General features: G+C 70.0%; 17 protein-coding genes. 7 read left to right on the top strand and 10 right to left on the bottom strand.

Features of this window, described 5'->3' with window-relative positions; all coding sequences use genetic code 11:
- Nucleotides 1–3 precede the first annotated feature (3 nt).
- Together QRN16_RS02315 and QRN16_RS02310 are read left to right on the top strand one after the other, a co-directional pair.
- Complete coding sequence (locus tag QRN16_RS02315; RefSeq protein WP_037184784.1) at nt 4–804, top strand: IclR family transcriptional regulator; 801 nt, start codon at nt 4–6, stop codon at nt 802–804.
- 8 nt (nt 805–812) lie between these two features.
- On the top strand, nt 813–1,625 hold the full coding sequence (locus QRN16_RS02310) for an HpcH/HpaI aldolase/citrate lyase family protein (RefSeq protein ID WP_285184462.1): 813 nt from the start codon (nt 813–815) through the stop codon (nt 1,623–1,625).
- Here QRN16_RS02310 and QRN16_RS02305 read toward each other — a convergent pair.
- Nucleotides 1,622–3,037 (bottom strand): MmgE/PrpD family protein, encoded by a 1,416-nt coding sequence (locus QRN16_RS02305; protein WP_285184461.1) that lies wholly within the window; start codon nt 3,035–3,037, stop codon nt 1,622–1,624. The two genes, QRN16_RS02310 and QRN16_RS02305, sit on opposite strands and share 4 nt — an antisense overlap.
- Nucleotides 3,034–3,846: a cyclase family protein gene (locus QRN16_RS02300; protein ID WP_056442061.1), complete on the bottom strand. Its 813-nt coding sequence runs from the start codon at nt 3,844–3,846 to the stop codon at nt 3,034–3,036. Before QRN16_RS02300 ends, QRN16_RS02305 begins: the two co-directional genes overlap by 4 nt.
- A 169-nt stretch (nt 3,847–4,015) precedes the next feature.
- On the opposite strand from QRN16_RS02300, the gene QRN16_RS02295 reads away from it, so the two are divergent.
- Together QRN16_RS02295 and QRN16_RS02290 are read left to right on the top strand one after the other, a co-directional pair.
- Nucleotides 4,016–5,368, top strand: a complete 1,353-nt coding sequence (locus tag QRN16_RS02295; protein ID WP_285184460.1) for an MmgE/PrpD family protein — start codon at nt 4,016–4,018, stop codon at nt 5,366–5,368.
- A 98-nt stretch (nt 5,369–5,466) separates the two neighbouring features.
- Nucleotides 5,467–6,066, top strand: coding sequence for an excalibur calcium-binding domain-containing protein (locus QRN16_RS02290; RefSeq protein WP_285184459.1), 600 nt, complete (start codon nt 5,467–5,469; stop codon nt 6,064–6,066).
- A 2-nt stretch (nt 6,067–6,068) separates the two neighbouring features.
- On the opposite strand, the gene QRN16_RS02285 is transcribed toward QRN16_RS02290, so the two are convergent.
- From QRN16_RS02285 to QRN16_RS02275, 3 genes are all read right to left on the bottom strand, one after another.
- Nucleotides 6,069–7,184 (bottom strand): cellulase family glycosylhydrolase, encoded by a 1,116-nt coding sequence (locus QRN16_RS02285; RefSeq protein ID WP_285184458.1) that lies wholly within the window; start codon nt 7,182–7,184, stop codon nt 6,069–6,071.
- 109 nt (nt 7,185–7,293) lie between these two features.
- Nucleotides 7,294–8,784 carry a fatty acyl-CoA synthetase gene (locus QRN16_RS02280; protein WP_285184457.1) on the bottom strand — a complete coding sequence of 497 codons (1,491 nt, stop codon included), beginning with the start codon at nt 8,782–8,784 and terminating at the stop codon, nt 7,294–7,296.
- Nucleotides 8,785–8,794: 10 nt separating this feature from the next.
- A complete protein-coding gene (locus QRN16_RS02275) occupies nt 8,795–9,256 on the bottom strand; it encodes a hypothetical protein (protein WP_056442050.1) in 462 nt (153 codons plus the stop codon).
- A gap of 94 nt (nt 9,257–9,350) precedes the next feature.
- Between QRN16_RS02275 and QRN16_RS02270 the strand changes: the two genes are divergently transcribed.
- Complete coding sequence (locus QRN16_RS02270) at nt 9,351–9,839, top strand: hypothetical protein (RefSeq protein ID WP_285184456.1); 489 nt, start codon at nt 9,351–9,353, stop codon at nt 9,837–9,839.
- A gap of 10 nt (nt 9,840–9,849) precedes the next feature.
- On the opposite strand, the gene QRN16_RS02265 is transcribed toward QRN16_RS02270, so the two are convergent.
- The 5 genes from QRN16_RS02265 to QRN16_RS02245 form a co-directional block, all read right to left on the bottom strand.
- Nucleotides 9,850–10,089 carry a hypothetical protein gene (locus QRN16_RS02265; protein WP_027504748.1) on the bottom strand — a complete coding sequence of 80 codons (240 nt, stop codon included), beginning with the start codon at nt 10,087–10,089 and terminating at the stop codon, nt 9,850–9,852.
- Nucleotides 10,086–11,360 (bottom strand): WXG100-like domain-containing protein, encoded by a 1,275-nt coding sequence (locus tag QRN16_RS02260; protein ID WP_285184455.1) that lies wholly within the window; start codon nt 11,358–11,360, stop codon nt 10,086–10,088. The genes QRN16_RS02265 and QRN16_RS02260 overlap by 4 nt, the downstream gene beginning before the upstream one ends.
- A complete protein-coding gene (locus QRN16_RS02255) occupies nt 11,360–11,647 on the bottom strand; it encodes a WXG100 family type VII secretion target (protein ID WP_285184454.1) in 288 nt (95 codons plus the stop codon). Before QRN16_RS02255 ends, QRN16_RS02260 begins: the two co-directional genes overlap by 1 nt.
- Entirely contained in the window at nt 11,644–11,940 is a 297-nt protein-coding gene (locus QRN16_RS02250; RefSeq protein ID WP_285184453.1) for a WXG100 family type VII secretion target, read from the bottom strand. Before QRN16_RS02250 ends, QRN16_RS02255 begins: the two co-directional genes overlap by 4 nt.
- A 257-nt stretch (nt 11,941–12,197) precedes the next feature.
- The gene (locus QRN16_RS02245) at nt 12,198–12,836 is read right to left on the bottom strand and encodes a hypothetical protein (RefSeq protein WP_285184452.1); all 639 of its coding nucleotides are present in this window, start codon (nt 12,834–12,836) and stop codon (nt 12,198–12,200) included.
- Between the two features lie 163 nt (nt 12,837–12,999).
- On the opposite strand from QRN16_RS02245, the gene QRN16_RS02240 reads away from it, so the two are divergent.
- Nucleotides 13,000–14,112 (top strand): hypothetical protein, encoded by a 1,113-nt coding sequence (locus QRN16_RS02240; RefSeq protein WP_285184451.1) that lies wholly within the window; start codon nt 13,000–13,002, stop codon nt 14,110–14,112.
- A gap of 23 nt (nt 14,113–14,135) precedes the next feature.
- Nucleotides 14,136–14,777, top strand: a complete 642-nt coding sequence (locus tag QRN16_RS02235) for a CG0192-related protein (RefSeq protein ID WP_285184450.1) — start codon at nt 14,136–14,138, stop codon at nt 14,775–14,777.
- The last annotated feature ends 45 nt before the right edge of the window (nt 14,778–14,822 follow it).

Here is a 14,822-nt window from a genome sequence, read left to right as displayed (position 1 = left end):
CCCATGGCCGCAACTACCAGCTCGACCGGCACCGACTCCGCGTCGACGGGAACCGAATCGGCGGATCGGGTGGCCGACGTCCTGCTGTCCTTCGCGCAGTCCGACCGGGCACTGGGTGTCACGGAGCTCGCGCGCCGCCTGGACCTGAGCAAGGCTGTGGTGCACCGGATCCTGCAGTCCCTGGCATCGCGCTCGATCGTGCAGCCGGTGGCGGGCGAGTCCACCTACTCCCTCGGCCCGGCGGCCATCGGACTCGGCACGAAGGCATGGAGCCAACTCGATGTCCGTTCCATCGCCGCTCCCATCCTGCGCCGACTACGTGCGCAGACCCTCGAGACGGCGACGTTGTCCGTCCTGGTGGGGCATCGGCGGGTCTACCTGGACCAGTACGAGAGCCCGCAGGAGGTGAAGATGGTGGTGGAGATCGGCCCGCAGTACCCGCTGCACTCCGGCGCCTCGAGCCGCGCCATCCTCGCGTTCCTTCCGCCGCACTACGCGCACGAAGCCTTCGAGGAGCTGCGGGGAAGCGCTCCGGACGCCGACGAGACGACGTTCCTGGCCCGGCTCCAGGAGATCAGAGACACCGGCTACGGGACCTCCATCAACGAGCGCAACACCGGCGCCGCCTCCATCGCCGCCCCGTTCTTCGACGCGGCCGGCCACGTGCTCGGCTCGGTCAGCTCCTCCGGACCGGCCTTCCGCTACTCCTCCACCGCCGACGACGATCATGTGGCGCACGCCGGTCAGGTGCTGGCCGCCGCGCGCGCGATCACGCAGAGCCTCGAAGCGCGGGCCGCCCGATGACCCGCCGCATGCCGCGCTCGTTCCTCTACGTGCCGGCCGTGAAGCCCGCCTTGTTCGACAAGGCCGTCTCGGGACCGGCCGACGCCGTCATCCTCGACCTCGAGGACGCGGTCCCACTCGCGCAGAAAGACACGGCGAGAAACGATGTCGCGCAGTGGCTGGACCGTCCGCGCGACGGTGGAGCGCAGGTGTGGGTTCGTGTGACACCCGAGTTCCTCGCCGAGGACCTCGCCGCGGCGGCGCGCCCCGGCGTCACCGGGATCATCGTGGCCAAGTGCGGGGCGGCCTCCCTCGCGGAGGCGGACGAGCGACTCGGAGACGCGGACATCGCGATGGTGGGTCTGGTGGAGACCGCGGCCGCCCTGCGCGGCCTGACCGACCTGGCGAGCAGTTCCCGACTGGTGACCGTCGGCATCGGCGAGGTGGACCTGCTGGCCGATCTGCGGATCACCCGCGCGGCGGACACCGAGCACGTGGTCGACGCCATCCGCGCGGACATCGTGATCGGCTGCGCAGCAGCGGGTCTGGAGGCGCCGATCGCACCGACCTCCACCGAGTTCCGCGACCTCGACGCATTCGTCACCACCACCGCGCACTTCGTGCACATGGGCTTCCGCTCCCGCACCGCGGTGCATCCCGGTCAGGTGCCCGTGATCAACGATGCCCTGACACCGGCGGCGGACGACGTGCGCCGGGCCGAGCGCCTCGTCGACCTGTTCGACCGGGCGGCCGGTGGGCCCACGGTCGACGACGACGGACGCTTCGTCGACGAAGCCGTGGTCCGCGGCGCCCGGGAGATCCTGGCCCGCGTCCGACTCTAATTCCCCAGAGTACGAATCGAATCGAACAGCACGCCCGGGTCCTCGAGGTCGGCGAGGCCGGCGCACTGCGCTGCGAAGGCGTCGGCTGCCTGCACGCTCAGCAGACCGTCGACGTTGGCCGAGAACTTCGCTCGAACGTCCTCGAACGACAACGGCCGCTCCGGTCCACCGCGCGTGGTCAACACCTCTTCGACGACGGTGGTGCCGTCGGTGAGGTGCGCCGTGAGAACGGCCGGGAACTGGTGCGGGAAGATGGCGTCGCACTGTGCGTCCGGGACGACGTCGACGCGCGCCATGATGTCGCGACGCTCCGTCGACGTGGCCTTCTCGTCGGTGTAGTCGTCCAGTACCGCACCGAGTCCACCGCCACCGAGCATGCCCACCGCCACCGCGTAGGGCCCGCTGAACTGAGCCATGTACCCGGTCTGCGGGGTGCGCTTGACCTCGATGGGTTCGCCGATGGTCCGGAGGTTGGCGGCGGGGACACCGAGGACGAACCGCTCGACGTCCGCGGGCGTGATGCCCCGACTTCGCAACGCGGCCGCCGCGTCGAGAGCCGCGTGCGTGAAGTGGTTGGCCGGGTAGGGCTTCACGAAGAGACCCGGCGCGGCCCAGGTGCTGCCCAGGCCGTCGGTGATCTCGGCGGCGCGCCCGCTCTGGTGCAGCCACGCCTGAAAGAATCCGAACCTGCCCTCAAGCACCGTCGGCGGTCCGGTGATGCCGTGCCGAGCGAGACCCGCCGCGGACACGCCGGAGTGCGCCGCCCACCCGCAGTGCATGCGCTTGACCGTGCCACCGGTGCGGTTCGCCTCGATGATGCCGGCCGCCATCGACGCCGCGATACCGAGCGTGTCGACGATGCCGTCGGCCGAGGCGCCGCCGATCACCGCGGCAGCGGCCGCACCGCCCATGGCTCCACAGATGGACGTGGCGTGCTGCCCGTTCTCGAAGAACACCGAGTTCTTCGTCTCCGGATCGAAACCCGCCATGCCGAGGCGGACACACACCTCGAGGCCGATCGCAATGCCGCGCACCAGGTCCCGGCCAGAGGCGCCGTGCTGCTGCGCCGCGGCGAGTGCGGCCGGTACCACCGACGCGCTGGGGTGCAGCACCGAGGGCAGGTGGGTGTCGTCGAAGTCGAGGGAGTGCGCGAGCACCCCGTTGACGAAGGCCGCGAGGGTAGGCGGGAGGTTCTCCTCCACGCCGACGGCCGAGGCGACGGCCCGGCCGCCCTGCTCCCGCGCCCACGCGGTGGCCATCGCACTGGTGTCGAGTTCTGTGGCCGCGATCGCGATCCCGAGCGTGTCGAGGACGCGGAGCCCGATGCTGTCGACCACGTCGACAGGCAGATCGTCGAACGAGTGCTCCACCGCGAACTCCGCCAGCGTGCGGGCGAGTGTGGACTCGGTCATGCCGACACCACCGCAAGGGGGCGCACCGGCGATCCCGTGGCGCCGAAGATGTTGAGCGGCACCAGGACGAAGGTGAACTCGTACGTCCGGGTGCGTGCGAGCTCCTCGAGATCGAGGGCCTCGATGATGTAGATGCCGCTCTCCACCAGCAGGACTCGGTGAGCGGGGAGCAGCGCGTGGCCACCGCCCGGCGCGAGGCGTTCGAAGGCGATGGTGTCGGCGCCCGCGGCGTGCACCTCTCGGGACGCGAGCCACTGCGCGCCGGGCTCGCCGACGCCGGGAACCCCGGACGGACCACCGACATAGGGCTGACCCTCGTCGAACAACTGCGCCCACCCACTGCGGATCAGCACGACGTCGCCGGCCGACACCTCGACACCCTGGGCGGCGCAGGCGGACTCGAGGTCGTCGACCGTGATCTCGTCGCCGCCCTCGAGTCGCTCGGTTCCGCGCACGGCCGGAATGTCGAGCAGGATGCCACGGCGGATCATCGGCGCGATCGTGTGCACGCCGAGCTCGACGTACTTGCCGCCGACACCGGCCTCGGCCGCGTCGACACCGCCGTGCATCTTCCCCTCGTGGGAGACGTGGGCGAGCGCGTCGATGTGGGTTCCGACATGCGTTCCGGTGGTGATCATGTCGTTCGCGGCGCTGCCGCCGTCCGACCGGGTCATGTCACCGTGCCGACGCGGAAGCGTGTGCCAGAACTGCGGGTGATTCGGCGACTGCGGCATACCGACCCGCAGCTGGCGTCCGAGATCGACCGTGCGTACACCGGCCGTGACGGCCTCGAGAAGTCTGTCCGACATGGCTCGATTCTCTCCTCTGGACTGGGGTTCACGGCGAGCTGTGTTCCGCTGAGCGGATCGCCACCGGAGACACCGCGATGCCTGACTGTTGTCGATGCCGACCCTAGCAGCCCTGATCACGTCCGGCAGATGTATTGACCAGCACGAGCGTCAGTCCTAGCGTTGCCGCATGACCGACTCGACGGCGTTCCTTCCAGCGGAACAGGTGCGGATGCGCATCGACGATCTGGCGCGGTTCTGCGTGGACCTACCCGCGACCGGTACCGCGTACGAGAGTCGGATTCGCACCGTGCTGCTCGACCTTCTGGGTGTCACCCTGGCGGGAGCGCGGACACCGGAACTGACCGCGCTTCTCACGCGGTGGCGAGCCGAACCGGGCACGACGGCCACCGTCGGCCGCGGCGCCCACACCGGCGTGGAGACGGCGGCCTACCTGGACGCGATCGCCTCGTGCTGCCTCGAACTGGACGAGGGCAACAAGTACGCGGCGGGTCACCCTGCCGCCCATGTGCTCCCGGCTGCCGTCGCAGCGGCCCGCCTCAGCGCGCAGCCGGTGTCGGGCGACCGGTTCGTCGCCGCCGTGGTGGCCGGTTACGAGGTGGCCACCCGCTTCGGTGCCGCACTGACCCGCGACCCGAAGTGGCACACCCACGGACACTGGGGAGCGACCGGCGCCGCCGCCGCCGCTGCCGTCGTGTGGGATCTCGACGCCGAGCGCACGGCGGCCGCGATCGACGCCTCGACCGCGCTCGTGCACGTCGCACCGTGGGCCGTGGTGCTCGCGGGCAACTTCGGCCGGAACCTGTGGATCGGCGGCGCCGTCCGTGCGGGACTCGACGCCGCACGGTTGTCCTCGGCAGGACTGGTGCACAACAGCGGCGCGGCGGCGACGACCCTGGGGGACATCGTCGGCACTCTCGATGCCGACAGGCTCGCACCCGCGCCGGACGGCACGTTCGCCCTCGATCAGGGGTACGCGAAGCGCCATGCCAGCTGCTCGTACACCCACGCCGCCGTCGACATCGTGCACGCTCTGCGCACGAACCTGGATACCGCCGACATCGCGAGCGTGCGCGTCCGCACCCACGCGCTGGCGGAACCCCTGTTCGGTCGGCACCCCTCGACGCGGCTCGGTGCGATGTTCTCGCTGCCGTTCGTCGTGTCCGCCGCGGTGGTGGCCGGAAGCATCGACGTGGAGACCCTGACGCCCGGCAGCGCGACCTTCCGTGCGGCGGAGGAGTTCAGCGCACGGGTGGACGTCGAGTCGTCGCCCGCGCTCACGGCGCTGCTGCCCGACCGACGCGCCGCGGAGGTCGACATCGTTCTCGTCTCCGGCGAGACCGTGTCGGCGGGTTCACCGGATCCGGTGGGCGACGTCGACCATTTCCCGTTGGACCACGCCCAGATACTGGAGAAGATCGAACGGCTCGTCGGCGCGGAGGACGCCGGGCGGATCGATCGCGTGGTCACCGATGTCCTGCATTCTTCGGACGTGGTCCGAACTCTGACCGCACTGCCCTGAGCAGCGCGTTCCGGCGGAAACCGACCACCCTGTAACGTGACGCGCGCCCCGCGCGACGTGTGGTGTGACCCGTTGCTGCCATTCACCTGAGGACCTGCATGACCGCGTATCCGCCGCCGTTCCAGCCGCCCCACATCGAGGCCCGCAAGAAGGGCAAGAAGGGCAAGATCACGGCCGCTGTCGCCGCCTTCGTGGGCCTGTCCGTCGTCGGACTGGGGCTGATGCAGGAACCCGAACCCGTCGCCGCGAGCGCGGAGACCACCCTCACCACCACGTCGGCCGCACCGACCACCACTCCCCGCGCGACGACCACCACCCCGCGGCCGACCACCACCCCGCGGCCGACCACCACGACGTCGACGACCACTGCCGTCACGACCACTCCCGAGACCGTCACCGTGTACGCACCGCCGCCCACCACGACGATGCCCTACGTCGAGACTCCGTACGTCGACGTGCCGGACGTCGACGTGCCGGACGTCGACCGCGCCTACGTCCCGGCGCCCGTGCCGTTCGTCGCGCCGGTACCCGCACCGGCTCCGTACGTCGCGCCGGCCGTCGTTCCCGAGTCGTCCGGATCGACGTACTACACGAACTGCACCGCGGCTCGGAACGCCGGCGCAGCGCCCGTCCGCGTGGGCGACCCCGGCTACGGCTCGCACCTGGACCGCGACGGAGACGGCGTCGGGTGTGAGTGAGCTCAGCGCACGCTCTTGAGAACGGTCACCGCCGGCTTGGCCACCCCGTTCGAGCGGTAGACCCCGAAGTAGTTCTCCTTGTCGGGGTTCACCGCGGTCATCGCGGCGCGGTCTGTGGTCTCGTAGAAGAAGATCGGCCCGGCCCACGAGTAGGACAGGCGGTTGTCGACGGCCTGTCGGTAGGCCGTCGCCTGTACCTGCTCGCTGACGCTCGGGTCGCCCGCGGTGGCGGCGCCGGCCTCGGTCATGACGATGAGCTTCCCGGCGTCGCCGTTCTCGGTCATGATCGTGCGCGCGCTCATCTGGTAGATCGTGCCGTCGGGATTGGTGAAGTCGACGCTCATCTGCGACCACGCGTTCCAGTCGGCAGTGTCGTTCGGCAACGCGGGCGCGGTGTACGGGTGCCAGCCGACGGCGTCGAAGTACGGTCCGGCGCCGAGGTCGTACATCTGATCGAGGTAGGTGATCGGTGAGACGGCGTGCCCTTCCGGGCTCTGACCGGTGGTGCCGTAGGGGGACAGTCCGGCCGCCACGATGCTGATGGCACTGGTGGTGGCGGCCTTCATCTTCGGGTAGGCCGCCTTCAGTAGATCGACGTAACCCTGCACGTTCGGCTTGCCCGTCACCGGGTCGGCCCAGAACATCCACAGGTTAGGCTCGTTCCACACCTCGAACGATCGAACCCCCTGCGGCGCATACCTGCTCACGACCTTGGCGGCGAACGTCGCGTAGTCGTTCGGGTTCGTCGGCGGCGTGCTGCCGTCGTTCGTCGTCCGAGCCCACGGCGGTGTCTTCTGGATGAGCAGCAGGACGTTGAGGGACTTGGCCTTGGCCGCCGCCACCGCTCCGTCCGGACCCGACCAGTTGTAGGCCGTCGGCCCACCGTCCTGGACGTACCACCAGTCGATCTCGATGCGGACCCACTTGGCGCCCGTGCCCGCGACCCGGGTCGCCTGCGCCTGCTGAGCGCTCGAGCTGCTCCGGAAGTCGATGCCGTTGAGCCCGATGCCCTGACGCCCGACATAGGGACTCGCCGCCGACGCGGTCGGCACCGACAGAGTGGCGATCACCGTCGCCACCACCAACAGAATCTGCGCAACGCGTCTACCGACCTGCATGACCGCACTCCCCGACCGACTCGGCTACCGCGACACGCGGAAGCTCTCGGTGTCAGAAGTACCACCAGTCACATCAGTCACACAGGTAACACGCCGAACGCGGGTTCGATCACCTCAGCGCGCGTTTGAGCAGCTTGCCGCTCTGGTTACGCGGCAATTCGTCCTTGAACCGCACCTGTTTGGGAATCTTGAACGGTGCGATGCGACCCGAGACGTGGGCGATGATCTCCTCGGCGGTCACCGCACGACCGTCCTTCACCGTCACCACCGCCGTGATCGCCTCGATCCACTTCTCGTCCGGAACGCCGATCACCGCGACCTCGGCCACCGCCGGATGGGTGTAGATCGCGTCCTCGACCTCCCGCGACGCCACCAGGATGCCGCCGGTGTTGATGACGTCCTTGATGCGGTCCACCACCGTCACGAATCCCTCCGCGTCCCGGGTCACCAGATCACCGGAGTGGAACCATCCGTCGCGGAAGGCCTCGGCCGTGGCGTCCGGGTTCTCCCAGTACCCGTCGCACAACTGCGGTGAGCGGTAGAGGATCTCGCCGGGTTCACCGTCCGCCACGTCCTCACCGTCGGCGTTCACCACCCGCGTCTCGACGAAGAAGACGGCGCGCCCGCACGAGGCGGGCCGTGCATCGTGCTCCTCCGGCTGCAACACCGTCGCCAACGGACCGATCTCCGACTGTCCGAAACAGTTGAAGAACCGAAGATCCGGATACCGCGCCCGCAGCCGCTCCAGCACCGTGACCGGCATGATCGATGCCCCGTACTGCGCCTTGGTCAGGGACGACAGATCGCGGGTCTCGAGATCCGGGTGTCCCGCCAGAGGGACCCAGACCGTCGGCGCCAGGAACAGCGAACCGATGCGGTCGGCCTCGACGCGGCGCAGGATCTCCGCGACGTCCGGCTTCGCCATCAGGCGCACCGTCGCGCCGACCGACAGGTACGGCAGGGCGAACACGTGCATGCCGGCCGAGTGGTACAGCGGCATCGCGATGAGCGGGGCGTCGTCGGCGGTGAACGCCAGTGCCAGGACGGACGAGACGTACTCGCTCACCAGCGCACCGTGAGACATCATCGCGCCCTTGGGCTTCGACGTCGTTCCCGAGGTGTACAGCAACTGGGCGAGATCGGTGGTCAGCACCGTGGGCAGCGCGACCGACACGTCGGGAAGGTCGAGAAGCTCCTGCAGAGAGAGCACGACGTCGAGATCGAGACCCGTCCGCACGGCGTCGACCGCCGGCGCCAGAGCGTCGTCGACCAGCAGCGCGCGAGCACCGGACTGGCCGACCAGGTAGGTCAATTCGTCCTCGACGAGGGCGTAGTTGATCGGCACGTGCACCAGCCCGGCACGGCAGCAGGCGAGGAACCCGACGATGTAGGAGTCGGAGTTGGTGCCGTAGGCCGCGACCCGCTCTCCCGGTGCGAGCCCCGTCGACACCAGGTACCGAGCGACGCGGGACACCGCCGCGTCCAGTGCCGCATAGGTGTGCGTTCGACCGTCGAACTCCAGGGCTGCCCGGTCCGGGTACCGACGCGCCGACCTCGTCAGGACTGCGTCGACCGTGCTCGCGCGAACATCAGCTGTCATACCTCGGACACTAGAGAAGGCCGGGCGCCTCCGGTGCCCGTTCGAGACGAGCGCGAAGGAGCGACCACTCGGAGGCGGTGACCACGGACGGATTCGACTGCTGGGGCGACCGGAGCATCTCGAGTCGGTCCAGCCCGGCCGTCCCGGCGCACTCCGCGGCCGTCACGGGCTCGCCGAGCGTGGTGATCTCGGTGGGAACGTGCAGGCGCGGATCGTCGGGATCGTGCATGTCGACAGCGGGGCCGAGCACGGTCCCCACGCCCCAGAATCCCCGCGCGGGGTGCACGCCGGATCGGTTGCTCACCCACAGCAGGATGGGCTGACCGGCCGCCATGAGGCGCGAACGGTAGTTGGGCGCCACGCACCAGTCACCGCCCGCGTGCCCGTCGGCGAGCAACGAGGCGACGTCGGTCCTGCGGGGATTCACCGTGATGACCCACGCCCCGAGAGTCCGGGCCGTCACCTTCTCCATGCGCGCGTCCTCCCTGATTTCTGTGAGACTCCAGTAACATTCTGCTCGGAAATGGGTATAAGTCAGCGACTGACCCACCAACCGAGGACACGTGATGCCAGCACATCGGCGACCGACTCGCACCGGACGACGGATCGCGGTGATCGGCGCCGCGGTGACCGTGCTCGCCGGCGCAGCCACCACGACGATGGTGCTGTCCGACAGTGCCCCCGCCACGGCCAGTGCCTCGGACGCCCCCGCACCCGCCGCGCCGGTCACCGCAGTCGACACGCCCGTCGTCCTCGACACTCCGGCGGTGCAGATCGCTCCCCTCGCCCAGCAGGCCGCCGAGGAACCGTTCGACGCCTTCGCCGAGATCATGCAGATGGCCGGCTACCCGACCGACCCGGACACCGCCGCCTTCATGGACACCTCGGTCACCTCGATCTGCCGAGACCTCGCCGTCGGACGCACCGGAGTCGACATCCTCGCCGACACCGCCGACCGGACGCGGGTGCGCGGATGGTCGGACGAGCAGTCGGACGGACTCGTCTACATCGGCGTCGCCTCCACGTGCTCCGCGTACTCGCACCTACTCCCCTGACACTGGAGAGTCAGCGCCGGAGTTGCCGTGCGCCGTCCCAGCCGGGCGGCGGCGGTGCCGTCGAACTCCACGGATGCCCGCGGTCGATCCACAGCCGGCGCCAGGATTCGGGCGTCACCCCAAGGTCGTCGTCGGTGACACCGAACTCGTAGCCGCACGACGGGCAGATCTCGTACGACGGGCCCGCCTCCGACCACGGCGGGTCCGCGAGACCGGGGTAGTGGCAGACCGGGCAGAGGTGAGTGGTCATTCCGGAACTCCTGGTTGGCGGTCCCAGTACGACGCACCGGATCCGGGCTTGAAGTATGTCTTGGTGGTGCCGTCCGGCGTGTAGGACGCGAACGTGTTGGTCTCCGGGTCGTACATCCGCACGGTGCCGTCCGGGCCGACCTTGACCTGATGCGAGCCCTCCGTGCGGAACCGCGCCGCGAGGTCGGCGTACTCGTCGGCCGACCGTGCACCCACGTCGGCGCCGTGGCGCGCGAAGTGGTCGTCGAGCGCACGAGTGGACGACCACCCTGCCGGCGGCGGACCGGCAGCACGCTCCGCCGCACTGACGTCGTCCAGGCCGACGGGCACACGAGTGGTCAGATCCTCCACGTCGTCGGCAGCTCGTCGCACCGTCGCCATCGACGTCTCGGTGCGCCGCATCCGAGCGAACGCGTGCAGCGCCGCGATGACCGCGCGCACTCTCGAGGCGGTACGTGCGAAACGACCGGCCGTGATCGCCGCTCCCGCCGCGGCCGACAGTCCCGCGGACACGAAGGCCAACCCGATACCGACCGCGACGGCCGCCGCCTCCTCCACTGCGAACTGCTCGATCAGGTCGCGGATGTCGCGGCGCGTCTTCTCGAGCTGCTCGGCGTAGTCGTGGCACGCGGCGGCCAGCCCCGAGCACGCACCCGCCACCGCTTCCACTGCCTCGGACAGTCGACGGAGGTCCCGCACCATCGCGTCCCGCTCCGGCACGTTCACGGCACCCAGATCGGCTGCGGCACCGAGCACCTCGGACCGTGCGTCGAGCATCGCCTGCCCCAGCACGATCCACGCGCTCGACGCGTCCCGCAGTGCGTCGGTGTCGCCGTTGGGGCACGGCACGCCGACCGCGTCGGCCAGCTCCACCGCACCCTGGAGCCCCGGGCCGAGGTCACCCACCGCGCTCGGGTACTCGAGCTGCCGCGCGGCGGACGGTGCCCGTCCTGCCGGCGGCGGGGTACTCGGAACCACCGCGATCGACTCCGCCGCAACGTGATTCGCACCCGCCTGATCGACGAGTCGCGCCAGCACCGACGTCGCCGAGAACGTCGTGGCGAGTGCGCGGGAGAGATCGACGACGGATCCGTCGTACGCCCGGCCCCACTGCTCACCCGCGGCGTCGCTTCCCGCCATCGCGGCCCACGCGCGCGACGCACCGTGGTGGACGTTCACCGCACTCGCCATGATCTCGTCCGCGCGATACACCGACCGAGCCGCCTCGGCGTAGACCTCGGGTGACACGTCGAGAACGACCGGAGGCGCCATCAGTCGCGCCCGAACATGCGGCTGTTCGACTCGAGGGCCGCGGTGTATGACGAGTGTGCCCGGCGCGCAGCGTCTCTCATGGTCTCGACACCGACCGCCATCTCGCGAGCCCCAGCCGACCATGCGCTCTGCGCGGCGCGATGAGCCTCTGCCGCCGTGCCCTCCCACGGCAAGCCGGACACCCGCACCGACACGTCGTCGAGGGCGACCCGCGTGGCCTCGGCCAACCGCGTCAGCCTCACGACCACAACATCCAGTTCGGCCAGGTCCACTCGGTAGCCCGTCACACCGCACCGGCGATCGCGGCCGCGGCCGCGTCGTCCTGTCCCGCATAGGCAATGGCTGCGATCTCGAGTCGACCCGCTGAGTCCTCGAGCGCCGCGACCACCGACCGGGCGCCGTGATGAACGGTGCCCCACCCGTCGACGAACGCCGTCGCCGCCAGGCCCTGCCACGAGGCGGACACCGCGGCGACGACCGAGGCGGCCTCCGCGACCTCCCGCTCGAGATCCAGCGACACCCTGCCCAACGCCCTGGCCGCGTCCACCATGGTCGCCGCGTCGACAGCCGTGTGTTCCATGCCGTGCTCCCCCCGCCCGGCGCCGGCGACCGGTCGTCGGCGGCGTGTGCAGGCATGGACGGGCAGGACTCACGTTCGGTTCCCGCGGAACCGGTCAGCAGTGTCCGGACACACGAATGCGGCGCCTGCCCCGTGCAGACGCCGCATTCGGATGGTGGTCACTGTGCTCCGTGGTGACGGTGCACGGTGATCAGATCAACGCTGCCCCCTCGTTCGAACGAACAGTCCGCAGCATTGACCCGGATATCTCTCGGTGATCAGCGGTCGAGCTTGTGCTTCACCGTATCGGCCAGATCCTGACCGAAGCTCTGCGCGACCGACAGTCGCTTCTGGGCGACCCGGCGCGGGGCGTTGCGCCGACGGCGCACCACGACGACGGCCACGATCGCACCGACGACGGCGGCGATGACGGGGGCGCTCACTGCGGAGGCCTTCTTCACGTCGGACGAGTTCGCGTCGAAGCTGCGCACCTGCTGGGCGACGTTGTCCGCGGCGTGCTTGGCACGATCGGCGACCTCGCCGGCCTTGTCCTGCGCCTTGGCAGCGACCTCGTTCGCCTTGTCGGCTGCCTTCTCCGCGACGTCCCCGGCCTTGTCGGCCACCTCGTTCGCCTTGCCGGCAGCCTTGTCTGCGACCTCGTCGGCCTTGTCGGAAGCCTTGTTCGCCGCGTTCTCCGCCTTGTCTGCGACGTCCCCGGCCTTGTCCTTCACGGCACCTGCGGCATCGTCGACAGCTTGACCGGCCTTGTCGGCGGCCTGCTTGCCGTCCGCCTTGGTCTGCTGGGCTGCACCCTCGGTACGCAGCGAATCGTCGCCCGTGACCTCTCCGGCCTTCTTCTTCGCGGCGCCTGCGGCCTCGTCGACCTTGTTCTGTGCCTTCTCGATGAAGTCGGCCATGATGCACTCCTTTCGACGCTGCCCCTACCGGGCGCGCTCGTGTTCGTATGAAGGTGAGTCGTACAGAGAACGGAGAAGCGCGCGCCGACGACACATGATCTGGGTCACAGCCCGCGTCGACCTGACGGGACGACCGGACCGGTGACCGCATTAAGGTCGGCGCATGGGATCAAACCGACCGGGCAACCGCGGGCAGAAGCGCGCCGCCAAGACCGCGGCGCGGAGACGCCGACAGACCTCGGGGCCGACGGCGTCCACGACAGAGCGGGTGCTCGCTCGCTTCGTGACGTGGATGGCCGCTCAGGAGGGCGCGGGAGACGTCGAGCCGACGCGTCGCGTCGTCGAGTCGCTCCTGGGTGAACTCACCCGGGTCCACGAGGGATTCACCCCCACGGCCTGGACCCCGGACGACGCCCACCTCGTTCTCGACGCCGCCGAATCCGTCCTCGCGCAGAACACCGAGGCGAGCGAGGACGCCGCGCTCCACCTCGTGTTCAGCGCCCTGTCCTATCTGACGTTCCTCGACGACGAGGACATCTGGAGCGGCAGCGACGCCGACTACGAGCACTGCATGGAGGACCTCACCGATTTCGTCGACGGCGTCCCCGACACGCTGACGCCCGAGGACATCACCCTGCCCGAGGTGACTGCGGACGCGGAGTCGGCGGCACTGGCCGAGCTCGCGATCGTCCGCGACGTCGACGCCCTGCTCGCCTGGTCGAGCACCGGTCGGCCGATCGAGGCGAAGGAGGTGGCCGCCGCGCTGGGGCTCACCGTGCCCGTGTCGACGTTCCAGATGCCCGCCGACGTGCCCGAACTCGCCCACGCCTGGACCACCGCCGTGTCGTCCGGCGTGGTGGAGATCTCGGACGCCGGCGCCGCTCCCGGACCACTCGCGGCGAACGTCCGGGCGCGTGAGGCGGACGCTCTGCGCACCGTCGTCGCGGCGCACGTCACGGCGCAGTTGTCCGCCGACGACGAGATCGACGTCTCCGCCTCGGTGGCCGACAGCTTCGTCGCCCAGGCGGTGCTGGCCGCCATGACGCCGGACCCGCCCGAGGGCAACCTGGACGAGAACTACGACGACCTCGAGGGCGAGGACAAGCGGACGGCGGAGTTGGTGACCGCGAAGCTCCGAGCGTTCATCGACCAGGGACTGCTCGTCGGCGGAGAGGTGTTGCTGGTGCCACCCGAGCTCCGGCACGCGGTACTCGACGGCGTGGGACGCGCGGACATCTTCGGCACCGTTGCCGCAGAGACCTCCGCCGAGGACTGACACCGCGGCGTAGCGTGCGCGGCGTGGCCCTGATTCATCGCGCGACCATCGTTCCCACCAAGATCGACCTGCTGCGGCAGTGGGTTCCGCTGCAGCCGTGGGCGGCAGGCATCGACGCCGGCACTCTCGAGGTCGTCGACGCCTACCGCTTCGACGATCCCGACGGCGAGGTGGGACTGGAGTCGCACCTGCTCCGCGCCGCCGACGGGACGATCCTGCACGTGCCTCTCACGTACCGATCGGCACCGCTACCCGGCGCCGAGACGGCGCTGATCACCACCATGGAGCACAGCGTGCTCGGGACCCGCCACGTTCACGACGCGGCGCACGATCCGGTGTATCTGGCGACGCTGCTGCGGACCGTTCTCACGGGCGGAACTCAGGCGGCGTTCGAGTACGCCGAGCCCGGGCCCGAGCGCGAAGTCACCGCACTCGTCCACGGAACCGGACAGGCCGGCGCCGACGTTCCCGACGTCCACGCGCCGTCGGTCGACACCCGCGGCACCGACACCGTCGTCGACGTCGGCACCGCCGTGCTCACCCTGCATCGCGTCCCGCTGGACGGCCCGGCCGATCGCGACGCCCTTGTCGGCACGTGGGCCGGACGGGCTCACCCTGCCGTTCTCGCGACGGCCGTCCTGCATGGAACCGCGCACGGCGGGTAGGCCACTGCCGACGAGCGGGGCCGACACGTGGCGGGGGCGTGTCGA

It is taken from the genome of Rhodococcus sp. MEB041, from assembly GCF_030208955.1.
Lineage (GTDB): Bacteria > Actinomycetota > Actinomycetes > Mycobacteriales > Mycobacteriaceae > Rhodococcoides.
The sequence above is the reverse complement of the archived record's forward strand: the minus strand, read 5'-3'. Positions and strand labels throughout refer to the sequence as shown.

Excerpts from the sequence above, each read along its gene's own strand:
- QRN16_RS02275 (WP_056442050.1), bottom strand. The coding sequence starts at position 9,256 with ATGGAGAAGGTGACGGCCCGGACTCTCGGGGCGTGGGTCATCACGGTG.
- QRN16_RS02285 (WP_285184458.1), bottom strand. The coding sequence starts at position 7,184 with ATGCAGGTCGGTAGACGCGTTGCGCAGATTCTGTTGGTGGTGGCGACG.
- QRN16_RS02245 (WP_285184452.1), bottom strand. The coding sequence starts at position 12,836 with ATGGCCGACTTCATCGAGAAGGCACAGAACAAGGTCGACGAGGCCGCA.
- QRN16_RS02315 (WP_037184784.1), top strand. The coding sequence starts at position 4 with ATGGCCGCAACTACCAGCTCGACCGGCACCGACTCCGCGTCGACGGGA.
- QRN16_RS02265 (WP_027504748.1), bottom strand. The coding sequence starts at position 10,089 with ATGACCACTCACCTCTGCCCGGTCTGCCACTACCCCGGTCTCGCGGAC.
- QRN16_RS02240 (WP_285184451.1), top strand. The coding sequence starts at position 13,000 with ATGGGATCAAACCGACCGGGCAACCGCGGGCAGAAGCGCGCCGCCAAG.
- QRN16_RS02310 (WP_285184462.1), top strand. The coding sequence starts at position 813 with ATGCCGCGCTCGTTCCTCTACGTGCCGGCCGTGAAGCCCGCCTTGTTC.
- QRN16_RS02305 (WP_285184461.1), bottom strand. The coding sequence starts at position 3,037 with ATGACCGAGTCCACACTCGCCCGCACGCTGGCGGAGTTCGCGGTGGAG.
- QRN16_RS02250 (WP_285184453.1), bottom strand. The coding sequence starts at position 11,940 with ATGGAACACACGGCTGTCGACGCGGCGACCATGGTGGACGCGGCCAGG.
- QRN16_RS02270 (WP_285184456.1), top strand. The coding sequence starts at position 9,351 with ATGCCAGCACATCGGCGACCGACTCGCACCGGACGACGGATCGCGGTG.
- QRN16_RS02295 (WP_285184460.1), top strand. The coding sequence starts at position 4,016 with ATGACCGACTCGACGGCGTTCCTTCCAGCGGAACAGGTGCGGATGCGC.
- QRN16_RS02260 (WP_285184455.1), bottom strand. The coding sequence starts at position 11,360 with ATGGCGCCTCCGGTCGTTCTCGACGTGTCACCCGAGGTCTACGCCGAG.
- QRN16_RS02290 (WP_285184459.1), top strand. The coding sequence starts at position 5,467 with ATGACCGCGTATCCGCCGCCGTTCCAGCCGCCCCACATCGAGGCCCGC.
- QRN16_RS02280 (WP_285184457.1), bottom strand. The coding sequence starts at position 8,784 with ATGACAGCTGATGTTCGCGCGAGCACGGTCGACGCAGTCCTGACGAGG.
- QRN16_RS02300 (WP_056442061.1), bottom strand. The coding sequence starts at position 3,846 with ATGTCGGACAGACTTCTCGAGGCCGTCACGGCCGGTGTACGCACGGTC.